7 protein-coding genes are annotated in these 11,635 nt (G+C 40.9%); 6 read left to right on the top strand and 1 reads right to left on the bottom strand.

Annotation, left to right across the window (positions count from 1 at the left end; genetic code table 11):
• Positions 1 to 7: 7 nt before the first annotated feature.
• The 6 genes from MHO82_RS14245 (at position 8) to MHO82_RS14270 (ending at position 9,620) form a co-directional block, all read left to right on the top strand.
• The gene (locus tag MHO82_RS14245; RefSeq protein ID WP_239184624.1) at positions 8 to 1,213 is read left to right on the top strand and encodes a lanthionine synthetase LanC family protein; all 1,206 of its coding nucleotides are present in this window, start codon (positions 8 to 10) and stop codon (positions 1,211 to 1,213) included.
• A gap of 35 nt (positions 1,214 to 1,248) precedes the next feature.
• Positions 1,249 to 4,392 carry a lantibiotic dehydratase gene (locus MHO82_RS14250; protein ID WP_239184625.1) on the top strand — a complete coding sequence of 1,048 codons (3,144 nt, stop codon included), beginning with the start codon at positions 1,249 to 1,251 and terminating at the stop codon, positions 4,390 to 4,392.
• A 138-nt stretch (positions 4,393 to 4,530) separates the two neighbouring features.
• Positions 4,531 to 4,710, top strand: a complete 180-nt coding sequence (locus tag MHO82_RS14255) for a hypothetical protein (RefSeq protein WP_239184626.1) — start codon at positions 4,531 to 4,533, stop codon at positions 4,708 to 4,710.
• A gap of 196 nt (positions 4,711 to 4,906) precedes the next feature.
• Positions 4,907 to 6,160: a hypothetical protein gene (locus MHO82_RS14260; protein ID WP_239184627.1), complete on the top strand. Its 1,254-nt coding sequence runs from the start codon at positions 4,907 to 4,909 to the stop codon at positions 6,158 to 6,160.
• A gap of 94 nt (positions 6,161 to 6,254) precedes the next feature.
• Positions 6,255 to 8,054, top strand: coding sequence for a glycosyl hydrolase family 18 protein (locus MHO82_RS14265; protein ID WP_239184628.1), 1,800 nt, complete (start codon positions 6,255 to 6,257; stop codon positions 8,052 to 8,054).
• Positions 8,055 to 8,645: 591 nt separating this feature from the next.
• Complete coding sequence (locus MHO82_RS14270) at positions 8,646 to 9,620, top strand: hypothetical protein (protein ID WP_239184629.1); 975 nt, start codon at positions 8,646 to 8,648, stop codon at positions 9,618 to 9,620.
• 263 nt (positions 9,621 to 9,883) lie between these two features.
• Here MHO82_RS14270 and MHO82_RS14275 read toward each other — a convergent pair whose 3' ends face one another.
• A complete protein-coding gene (locus tag MHO82_RS14275) occupies positions 9,884 to 11,143 on the bottom strand; it encodes a ferredoxin reductase family protein (protein ID WP_239184630.1) in 1,260 nt (419 codons plus the stop codon).
• Positions 11,144 to 11,635 lie beyond the last annotated feature (492 nt).

The raw sequence follows: 11,635 nt of genomic DNA on the forward strand, positions 1-11,635 counted from the left end.
ACTTAATATGTTGACAAAGCGGGTGACGGATCCCAAAAAAATCTTAGAAATTGAGCAAATAATCGAAGACATTCAGGCCTGTTTAGCCACGCGAACGTATGAAACGGGTTCGGGCTTATACAGTGGTCTGACAGGGCAGCTTTTGTTTCAGTGGCAGTTAAAAAAATACAAAGCGTCTTTTGTTGATGAAGGTAACTTCAGTGCGCTTTTGGAAAAAGTTCAACTAGAAAGCCAAACTCAGCAGGATATTTCCCTGGCTTGGGGGCTGAGTGGGTACAGTTGGTTTTTGGAATTGCTTTTGTCTGAGTTAGAGGATCAGCCATACGATCCAGAGGTGAACCGTGACTTTGAGGGTTATTTACTTCATCAGTTAAGTGCTTCCCAGTGGAACGGTGACAATGAAGTTGTTTTGGGGCTTGCTGGTATCAGTGTTTTTGCAAGAAGACGTTTTGCTAATAATGGCGGCGGTTTTTTGTATCCAAAGGTCATAAAAACGTTGTTAGAGCAAAGCGTGCAAACACCACAAGGGCTCAGTTGGAGTACGCCTGTCCATTCTGTATTTCGTGTTGATAAACAAGCCGCCACTGAATTTAATTTAGGTTTAGCTCATGGTGTTGCGTCTTCAATAGTCACACTCACTCACGCGTTACCTGTGCTGGAAGAGCAACTGCCTCAGATAAAGGGGGCATTAGAAAGTAGTATCGATTGGCTGTTGTCGCAAAAAAATCAACCTGAGTGCATTTCTTGCTTTGGTTATCGTGCTGGGCAAGAAGCCAATACACGTTTGGCGTGGTGTTATGGGGATGTGAGTACTGCTTTAACGCTGGTAAAAGCTGCCTTGCAGTTAAATAATCAAGAGTTGTTGTCTCAAGCTAAAACCATTGCCATAGCCTCAACGAATCGTAGAGCTGGCGAGGCGGGTGTCGAAGACGCGGGAATTTGTCATGGCAGTGCTGGGTTATATCTTATTTATCTTCGATTATGGGAACTTTTACAAGTCCCAGAATTGTTAGAGGCCGCTCATTACTGGCTCGATCAGACCTTGATGTTTTATCGAGAAAAGGGCCTTGCTGGTTTTGACAGTTATGTGCCAGAAGAAAATGCATTTATAAGTCAGCCGGGGCTGTTGGAAGGGTACAGTGGTATTGGGCTGTGCTTGTTAGTCGCATTGGGTATTGATGAAGGCTGGGATGATTGTTTGTTATTAAGTTAGGGGTTTCGGACTCCCCTGAATACATGGATTGTAAAATGAATAATATAAAAAGTGATGGTTTTTTTCTTGTTCGGACACCGAGTTTATCTATTTCCGATTATTTGGCGTGGCAAGGTGATGATAATGAATTAAAAAGAAAGCTAGCAAATTGGCTCCAACAACCCAAAGTAAACGAAGCGCTTTTTCTTGCTAGTCCATCACTCCACGACAAAGTCCCTGTCTGGGAAAAAGCACCAGACAGTAAACAAGGGCGTAAAGTTGGCTTAGCATTGTTGAAATACTATATTCGTATGCACTCACGTCCGACCCCTTTTGGCCTGTTTTCCGGCGTGAGTAAAGGAGAAGTAAGCGATAGAACGCAATTACAGTGCTTACCTACCGAGAGTGATAAACGAAGTACTCGACTTGATATGTTTTATTTGACGGGAATTCGTGATTATTTGTCAAAAAAGGGAAACCTGCCTGATGAAGTGATCATAAAACCCAACAGCACTCTTTATCTTGCTGATAATAAGAGCTTAAGGTTCATCGAACCCTATCAGTCTAATGATACGCTTAGCTATCAACTCAGTGCCGCAGAGCACGATGAATATGTTGAAAAAATGCTTCATTTATCTGGGAATGGGGTTTCAAAATCTGCTTTAGTTACACAGTTCATGGCTTGCTTTTCTGATGTGGAGCAGAATGAGGTAGAGGAATACGTTCAAGCCTTGATAGAGGCAGGTATACTGGTTATTGATCTTCCTTTGCCCTTAACGTCTGAAGAACCTGCTTTGGCTTTAGCAAAAGGGCTAGAAAATAGTGGCATGTCTCGCTATGCGGATAAGTTGATAACGACGATATCGGCGTTAAAAAAGTTAGATAAAGAAGTAGAAATTACTAAAGATAATTATCTCTCCGTGATTGAGGAGCTTCGCACATTACCTTTTCCCGTAAGCCCCGCGAAATTGTTTCAAGTGGATGTACAGCGACACTTTGCGACTTGTACGGTTGATAGTAAAGTGGCAACGTCACTTGAAAAGACCTGTTCTTTACTCGCATCAGTCACCCGTCGACCAAAGAATGTGCTGAGCGAGTTTATTACTCAGTTCCAACGTAAATACGAAGGGCAGTATGTACCTCTCACTCGATTATTGGATGATGAATCTGGGATCTCGCTAGCAACGACGAAGGGCTATGATTCCCCATTGTTAGCGGGAATGCCACTGAACCATAATGTGCCGCTGAAGTCTGCCAAGGAACAAAGCCCTCTTAGTGACTTGTTAGCTGAAAAGTCATGTCAAAAAGGCCAATTGGAGCAAGAAGAGATGTGGCTTGATCGTAAAGAGCTGGCCAAAATAGGTCAACCTAGTGATGCTAAGTTACCGGGCTCTTTTGGGGGGCAAGCGGCTTTACATTACGACACCAACACCAAGGAAGAGTTGATCCATTTTCAAGGTTGCTATGGTCCTTCGGCGGCTAACTTCCTAGGCCGATTTTGTCATTTAGATAACGATTTGGCTGATAGCGTGAGAGGGCATTTAATCAACGAGGAGAAACAACAACCAGAGGCTGTTTTTGCCGAGGTAGTACATTTACCGGATGGCCGACCAGGAAATGTGATTGCTCGGCCTAAGTTAAGAGAATATGAAATTGTCTTTCTTGCCGATTCAGACATCGAACACCACAAGCAAATTCAGGTTAACGATTTATATGTTTTTGTAGAAGAGGGCATGGTTCGCCTTTGGTCTAAGAGGCTCAATAAAGAGATCATACCGAGAATGTCGTGCGCCCATAATTTTATGGCAAACAGTTTGGGGGTTTATCGCTTTTTAGGCATGATCCAACAACAAAATGTTCTTTTACCGCAATTTGAATGGCCAGCAGCATTCACTGAAGCGCCAAGGTTGCCTAGAGTGCGAATAGATAACGTGATTTTAGCCCCTCAATCGTGGTTGATAGATAGGCTTGAGTTTGCTTGTTTACTTGATGTGACTGTGGATGAATTTACTTCTCATGTGGCCGTATTATGCGCTAAGTATTCGCTTCCAAATGTGGTGGTGTATGCCCTAAGAGATAATGCCCTGACCTTACATTTAAATAGCCGCATGTGTATCGAGGCATTGTTATCAGAAACCAAGGGCCAAGAAAAAATCAAAATTCAAGAATCCCTTAACCATCGTTTTTCACCGAGTGTTGAAGAGAAAGGCAATGAAGCGATGCGCTATGCCCATGAAATCCATTTTTTATTTCATAATAAAGCAAAACTTACCCCGCCAGCTTTGAAAATCCCCCCGCTGAATAAACTGCATCTCTCCTCAATCAAAAGACGCTTTATGCCGGGATCTGAGTGGTTAAGTTTAAAAATATACGGCGGCAACTCTGTGGTGGAAAATGTTCTGCGTGATCATTTAGGCCCTTTGATCGAAAAGATGAAAGCGGAACAGAAGTTTAGCCAATGGTTTTTTATGCGATACAGTGATCCTGAGTGGCACATCCGATTAAGGTTTAAGGGAGAGCCTAGTACCTTGCTCAGCCAAGTCTTACCCAATTGTAGTGAACTATTGGCACCACTGATTGAAACTGGGCAGGTGGCCCGTTTTGAAGTCGCGCCATACGATCGCGAAGTGGAAAGGTATGGAGGGGAGAAAACCATTAGCTTGGCAGAGTCGTGCTTTGAAAATAATTCAGAATATACACTTGATGTTCTTAAATTAATGGACGCTTATGGTGAAGAAGCTCGTTGGCGTGCTGCGATGTTGGGGGTTGATCAGTTATTGTCCGCGTTTGAATACTCTTTGCAAGACAAGTTAGCACTGATCACTTTGCTCAGAGAAGGATTTGGCAAAGAGTTTAATGAAACGGCGGAGTTACGAAGGCATTTAGGTGCAAGACATCGTGGTTTTTCAGGGTTAATAAATTCAGATTTATCAAGGCATATTAGGCCAGAAGGAGAGCTGCAATCTAGCTTATATCAGCTGCTAGAGGCCAATAAGGAGCCTATTTTTAGTTTGGCACGGCACGTTTTGTCATTACTTGACGAGCAGGCTTCAGTAACGAAAGACGAGTTGCTCGCCTCTTTGCTGCATATGCATAATAATCGAATTTTTAAAGCTTACAATCGTCAGCATGAGCTTGTTATTTATGATCTTTTAAGGCGTCACTACCTGGGTGAGAATTCGCGAAATGTGAATAGTTAGTCTCTTATGATTACATGTTTTTGTGAAGTGTTACGAAATAGTTTTCATTGGGTTTATATTATTTTATAAATTTATTTTTGTTGTGTTACTTTTTTTATGCCTATGTGAGGCAAGGATTATTTAAAATAGGAAATAAAAATGAAATTAAATGTAAAAAAAACAGTACTAGCTAAATTATCTAAAGACGCTGACAGCTTACCAGTAGAAATCGAGCGTGAAACAGCTGAGCAAGTAGCGGGTGGTTGGCCGACTTTATCAGTAGGTCTATCTTGCATGAGACCTCATCAGCAACCAAAAGTAGCCGCTGATAGCGAATAAGAGCTAGCTGTTAGAGTGATAGGTATCCTTTAAATAGGGTACCTATCTGAATTAGCCCGTTACAATAATTAAATCACTTGAGCTTTTTGAATAGCGAATTCACTGTCATAACATCACTATGGTTCACTCATCTTAGTGCTTAACGGTAATTTAGCTCTTTACTATGTTTATCATAATAAAATAGGACCCAGTATTAATGAGAAAAAATACATCTTTATTAGATACGAAAGTAGAGAGCTTAAGAGAGCTAATAAATCACATTGATGCGCATAAAGATATTTATGTTGATACTAATTATGAGCAAGGTGAGTTACCTATTTTAATGGAGCCTAAACTCATCAGTCATGCATTTACTGCGGATAGTTTTAATGAAGAGGTAATTTTTTCGTTGCTTGCTAGGATAAAGCAGGCTGGAAAACAATCTGTAGCATCACTTTTTAGAGTGTATATAGAAGGAAAAGCAAACCAGGATGAAGAAACGGCTTTTATGTATTCAGAAAGACATGACGGTGAAAATCTAGCAGAGTACTATGAGCGTATTTCAAAAGGGAAAAAGTTTGGCGTTGTGATAAATGGTGCAGAGCAATGGTCAGATGATTTCTCTCGGTTCGCGGTGAGATCTTTTTCTCCCATTGTTGAGAAAATGGGGTATGACTGTGCGTCTTTAGAAGTCACTTTGTTTATTGGTAACTATGGCTATACGCCTTTTGGCATACATGTCGATGATCCTTATACGCAAGTTGTGCACTTTCATATGGGGCCTTCAGCAAAGAGCATGACGCTATTTGAGCCAGAGCATTTTCATCAATTAAATGGTCCAAGCCAGAATTGTTATAACCCAGATGATATTATTGAACATGGGGAAACATTTGAGATAAAGCCGGGAGATATTTTTTTATTACCCGCTCATTATTATCATGTTGGAAATACAAAAGAGTTCTCTATTGGGGTTGCTGTTTCAATTTCTAAAAATCCCAAAAATCTAGTGACTCAGAATTTATTAAGAGACGCTATTTATGATAAGCGTTTTGCGGGAGATTTTGAAACAGTTAAATCAAATTTAGAGCAAAGCCAAATTACGTTAGCGGATTGGTTAACGGAAAGGCATGAAGATCATTATTTAAAGAATAAAAGCCAACGTGCTCTTCGTTATGCGTATACTGAGCCGGATATTCCCGACTTTGATTCTGAAACTCGATTTATTATGGATCCTGATTTTAAAATGGAGATAATAGAGGCCGAAGATAAAATTCGCCTGTTTTGTCGAGGAAATAAGTTAAAGCTAACTTCTAATGAGCTGGTGGGTGACTTTCTGACTACATTGAGTTTAAAAGAAGGTGACTTTAATATTGACGAAATGTATGAAGAGATAAATCAAGGCTTTAGTCAGGATGATTTAGCGTATTTTATCAGTATGTTTTATTCTTTCGGAGTGATACATCTCAAATAAAGTGGAATGTGATCCTGATAATAAAGGGGCTAAAGTAGGTTATTGCCTCTTAATGAAGAACCATAGAAGTGAAAAATTATATTTTCGACCAGATATGAAGCGAACCAAGCTGCTTATATTACTGTGTATTGCGTATTTCTTTTCGATAACTCAAGTATTTGCCTCAGACAAATGGTTAGTTGGTCATTTTTTTGAATGGAATGGCCAGTTAAATAAGGTACAAACGGAGCCGTTAACACACCTTGTTTATAATCATCTTGATCTCACCCCTGATGCGAGTATTAAAATCTTACATCCAGAGCTAGCGTCATCTCATTTCAAAGCATTACAGCAACTTAAGCAACAACAACCCGAATTGATCATATTAGCCAGTATTGGAGGGTGGACACTCTCTAAGCACTATCCTTCGGTTGTGGCTGATGAAGCTAAATCTCATCAATTGATTAAAAATATTGGTGAGCTTGTTGCGAACAGTGAGTTTGATGGGGTGAGCATTGATTGGCGCTACCCTGGCATTAGCCGCGAAAGTACAGTGGGTCAGCGGGATCATGACGGTGCCTACTTATTACGTTTATTAAGAAATATTCGCCAAGCTTATCCTACAATGCCATTGATAGTGACTGTTTCAGTGTTGACGGATGACTTAGCTTATCTTCCCGTCGCTGACATGAGTCAGACCGTGGATTTTATTGAGGTACTCACGTTAGATTTAGCCGGACATTGGCAAAATCACACTGGCCACGCTTCCCCATTACACACGCCTGTGGACAACCCCTCTATCTTTACTGGTAGTGTCAGTGAATCTATTGAGTATTTATTACAGCAACGAGTGCCAGCAAATAAACTGGTAATCAGTGTTCCTGCTTTCGGGCACGGTTGGCTGGGGGTACGTGATCACAAACTGGGTTTGTTTCAGCCATCACAATCCATTCCCGCAGGGGATTATTCTGTGCCCGAGCAAGCAAATACTGGGCTATATCATCAACAAAGTATTCATGAGCTGTTTTTTACTGAGCACTATCAGTCTTTTTGGGATGATCAAGCCAAAGCTTCTTATCTTTTTAATGCTCTAACAGGCCATTTTATTAGTTTTGAAAGTACAAGATCATTGAAAGAAAAAATTGATTATATTCACTTACATGATTTGGCTGGCATCAGCGTTCAAGATTTAGGGGCGGATGCCAGCTTAACAACCCAAGCATCTACGCTTTTAGCTCAAAAAGGGTATGACTCTTTTTTCATTGAGGTGAGGAAAGAGAAAATCAATTGGTTTGTCCAAGGCGGAATCTTATTGGTGTTCATTCCGCTGTTTCTTTTTATTGGGTTTGGTTATCGACATAAAAATAAACAAAAACAGATCACAATGACCAGAGAGCTGATGGCATTAAAATCACGACTAGAGTTATTAAGCGCTATTTCACCGAGTGAGATGACAGAGTTGAAGCAGTATCTGGCTGAAAAGCAGCAGCAATATAAACTGACGGTGTCAGAGGGGCCTATTTCGGCACAGCTTAAGCACATGATGACCTATCTGAGCACGCATATTCAACAACTAAGTAATGATCCTAGTTTATTGTCTGAGTTACATAAGATCAGCAGTAACAAAAACAAACTACTCTACGTTCAAGCTGAAAAGGGGTACACCGCTTTACACCTTCATCGGCATGATAAGCCTGAATATATTTATAGCCGCTTAAGACAATTAAAAAAATATTACGACGATGAGTTTCTGCTGCAAATTCATCGCTCATATTTAGTCCACCCTCAAAAAGTTGAAGGTATCCGCGAACGTAGCCAAGGTAAATTTGTGGTTGTGATTGAAGATCATGAGTTGCCTATTGGTGGAAGTTTTCTTGCTGCTGTGAAGCAAAAAAATGCTCACTGGTTTGAGTAGGGCTGTTCTCACCCATCCCTTTTACCGTTAGATACTCTTTTGCCCTAATACTCTCTTTGCTCTAACACTGTATTTAGCGCCATAAACCGCCTTCCTTGTATCTGAAATTGCCTCGATACCGCATGCATCCTTTTCCGAAGATTAGGCCTGTAACAAGTTAGCCAATTCACCTTGGCTTTTCATCAAGCACCTTTCAAACGGTCATTATTTTTAATGAATGATCTTGCCACCCTATAAATAGTTATCCGCGGCTTTGTCACAGAACCTTGATTTAAGTATCAGAAAAACGAGTAGGTAGAAATCGGTTAACGGCTTATAAGTTCACTCCTTTTGGGGGAAATAAATTTAACAATTTTAACGTGTTTCATGAAATGAATAATATTGCCTTATTTTTCATTGTCTTATTTTTACCTTAGGGGAGATTATAATTCATGAATTTCATTCAGTTTGTTTATTTTGAAAAGGTGCCAGAGCACTTGAAAGCACTGGTTAAGCTTATTTTTCATGAAATGTTGGCTTACAGGAACTGGATATTTGCTGTGCGTGTCTTTCATCATGTCTGTTCACTCAAACAACCGAACAGGGAAGTCAATGAAATACGTTAAAAAAACAAAATTAGCTGCTGCTATCACTGGTCTTGGTTGCGTATTAGTAACGCCTTTCGCATTCTCAGAGACGTCGAAATTAGCTAATACAGCCACTATTAAAGTAAATTGTGAGCGCTCACCATCGGCATTAAAAGATGCTCTGAAACGTAAGCCAAGAAAAGCACTTAATTTAGTCCTCTCTGGTCAGTGTGAAGGGCCGATTGAAATTAATCGAACTCAAAAAACGGTCTTGCAGAGTGCTGAGGGTGAAAAAGCCATTATTTCGATCCCAGATCGCCAAGACATCAGCAGTGCCGCTCAAATAACCAGCAGCAATGTGGCTTTTAAAAATCTGCATTTTGATTTGCCTGCGGGTAAGAAAATGCTCAGTGTCGAGCATAATGCTGTGGTGAATATTGAGGGTTTAAGTAGCAATTATCATTATGGAGAAACACAGGAAAAACCTCATATCTATGTGTTGGGTAATAGTAGCTTAATTTCGGCAAACCAGAGGGCGGTAGATTTAAGAGTGAGCGGCAGTTCTTATGCTCAATTTAACAAAGGTAACCAAGAGGTTTCTTTGATCATTAGTGATACTTCAGCCGTGCTTGCTAAAGATGGCAGCGAATTTGAGAAAATAGATCTGTGGGGGAATGCACATTTAGAAGGCAATACGGGGATGTCTGTTAACTCATTGTCTTTATTTGGTCAGTCTTCCGCAGAAGTGCTAAGCAGCCAAGTAGCCGCTTTAACTTTAGGTGGGCGAACTATGTTTGCCGCGTATGAGTATTCGACGGTAACAGGCCCTTATACCTTTTATACCAATAACTATATTTTTGAAGCGATGGATTCCAGTGTGAATAACTGGCAGCAACAGGAGCACCCAAATGCACTGACGATTGGCTTTAATGCGGTAGTTAATGGCCATACTTATCATGGGTGGACTTGGCTTGGTGAAGATGGCACCTCTAAAAAATAAAGCCTAGCTTGGGTGGCGCTTAGCCCTGTGGATGGTGTTTACAGGGCTCAGCGCCTCGCTGATAACGGAACACGTGTTTCAATATTCAATTGGCCTTGTAAACCTGCTTCTTTGTGTATTTTTAAAGATTGAAACTCAGGTGAAGAGGTCATTTGCAGTAAGACCTGGCGTGATGGATATTTGATAATAACTATGGCTTCCCAACTTAAGGTTGATAATTGGGAAGCACCCTTCAATTTTTCTTAGTTGTAATAAGCTTTTTATTAACGCATTAAGAAGTTTTCATTATGCCAGCAATGTTCCGGTAACCCGCACTCTTTTAATTGTGTATGTAATGCGGCCGTAAAGGAAGTTGGCCCACAAACAAACACTTGATACTGTTTTAATGGTTGTTTAATTACTGTAAGAATGTGTTTGGCGGTTAACCGCATTGCATTGGCTTCTCTGATATGCAACGTAATGTTTTTATTCTGTGCAAGTGCGTACAGTTTGGCTTTTATTTGCTCGGATAAATGTCCATTACCACTGTAAAAAAGGTGAACTTCATTGGGAAACTGGCGGCTTTCATTAAGCCACGCTAGAAAAGGTGTGATCCCAATGCCTGCTGCTAACCAAATTTGGGGTTGCTTGGTTTTTTGGGTTGCGTGCCATCGACCGTATGCACCATCTACGCTGACGGTTTGCCCTTGCCTGATTGCGGTTTGAAGTTGGGTTGTATGATCGCCCAGAGCCTTGATAATGAAGGTAAGCTCCGGTTTATCGGGGCTTGACGTAATCGTGTATGGGTGAAAATTTTCAGAATTTGAGAGATGAAAATCGATGAAAGCAAATTGCCCACTTTTATGGTGTATAGGTTGCTGCTGGGGAGTTAACGTGACCTCAATCGCGCTACCTAATGAACTTATCGCTGTGGCTGTATAAGGTTTAATTCGGTGGTGATAGAAAAACGTTTTGTACAGCCAGCTTGTACAACCTAACGCACAAATAGCGATGAGTAATAGCCCAGCTGGTTCAGTTAGCGTGATAGGGCCGTTGGAAAAAAGACTATGATAAGCACACAGTAGAAAAATAGGCCCCATTAATCGATGGGTATAGCGCCACCAACGATATGGTATCCAGCGGCACATGCTTAGCACACCCATAAATAGCAGCAAATTGACGGCCAGTTCTCCGACGTCCTCTCCGCTTTCGGCTAAAAATGAATGGTCACCGTCACCGACTGAACCGGGCACGATAGCCCAATGTAATGAAACGCCAATTAACCCTACGATACCTAACCACTTGTGCCATAGATAAGCTTTATCCATACCGCCTAACAGTGGCTCGATCCACTTAGGGCGTGTGCTGATAAACATAGCAAGTGCCATCGCTAGCATAGAAATGAGGGCAAAATAGGTGGAAACGGTTTGTGTTATCCCATAAGTCGTTGGGATCAAAAACCAGATCCCACTACAGACAGTTATTAGGGCGATAAGTTGAGGAGTTTGGGTTTTTAATGAGGTGGAACGGTTTGGAGTATACATTGGGTTGTGGCCGTTATTTATTCATACGGTCACTGTATAGCTTTGACTGTGAATGATTCCTGAATAAATATTTCATCTTTTTTCTTAATAAAGGCGACTTTCATCAGCGTTATTTAAATTACAAGGGTAGGTTGTATGTTTTCTGTCTCTGATTGTGTGTTGAGCGAAAAGACTGCTGCGATTGAGTGGGGAGTGTAGACTTTTGAAGGCGGGATTATTGAGGGGGAAAGGTGAACAAACTTGAAGCGACTCGAAGAAAAAGCAGGTTTTTTCACATCTTGTATTCCTCATTGGAATTGAGTTTGCAAATTCACTCTTTATTCCGAGTTTTATCCATACATTCGCTCTTTTTTTGTACAGGTTTGCTAATTTGATAGCGTAAATAGCGTGTTACGAAGTCAATTGTTTTACAGGTCGATAACCGATAATAAACTCAAATTAAGGAAGAGAAGAATGAAAAAACTCGGTGGTTCGGTGGCACTTACTTTAGGG

It is taken from the genome of Vibrio sp. Of7-15 (assembly GCF_022347565.1).
Taxonomy (GTDB): domain Bacteria; phylum Pseudomonadota; class Gammaproteobacteria; order Enterobacterales; family Vibrionaceae; genus NORP241.

Excerpts from the sequence above, each read along its gene's own strand:
- MHO82_RS14265 (WP_239184628.1), top strand. The coding sequence starts at position 6,255 with ATGAAGCGAACCAAGCTGCTTATATTACTGTGTATTGCGTATTTCTTT.
- MHO82_RS14260 (WP_239184627.1), top strand. The coding sequence starts at position 4,907 with ATGAGAAAAAATACATCTTTATTAGATACGAAAGTAGAGAGCTTAAGA.
- MHO82_RS14245 (WP_239184624.1), top strand. The coding sequence starts at position 8 with ATGTTGACAAAGCGGGTGACGGATCCCAAAAAAATCTTAGAAATTGAG.
- MHO82_RS14255 (WP_239184626.1), top strand. The coding sequence starts at position 4,531 with ATGAAATTAAATGTAAAAAAAACAGTACTAGCTAAATTATCTAAAGAC.
- MHO82_RS14250 (WP_239184625.1), top strand. The coding sequence starts at position 1,249 with ATGAATAATATAAAAAGTGATGGTTTTTTTCTTGTTCGGACACCGAGT.
- MHO82_RS14275 (WP_239184630.1), bottom strand. The coding sequence starts at position 11,143 with ATGTATACTCCAAACCGTTCCACCTCATTAAAAACCCAAACTCCTCAA.
- MHO82_RS14270 (WP_239184629.1), top strand. The coding sequence starts at position 8,646 with ATGAAATACGTTAAAAAAACAAAATTAGCTGCTGCTATCACTGGTCTT.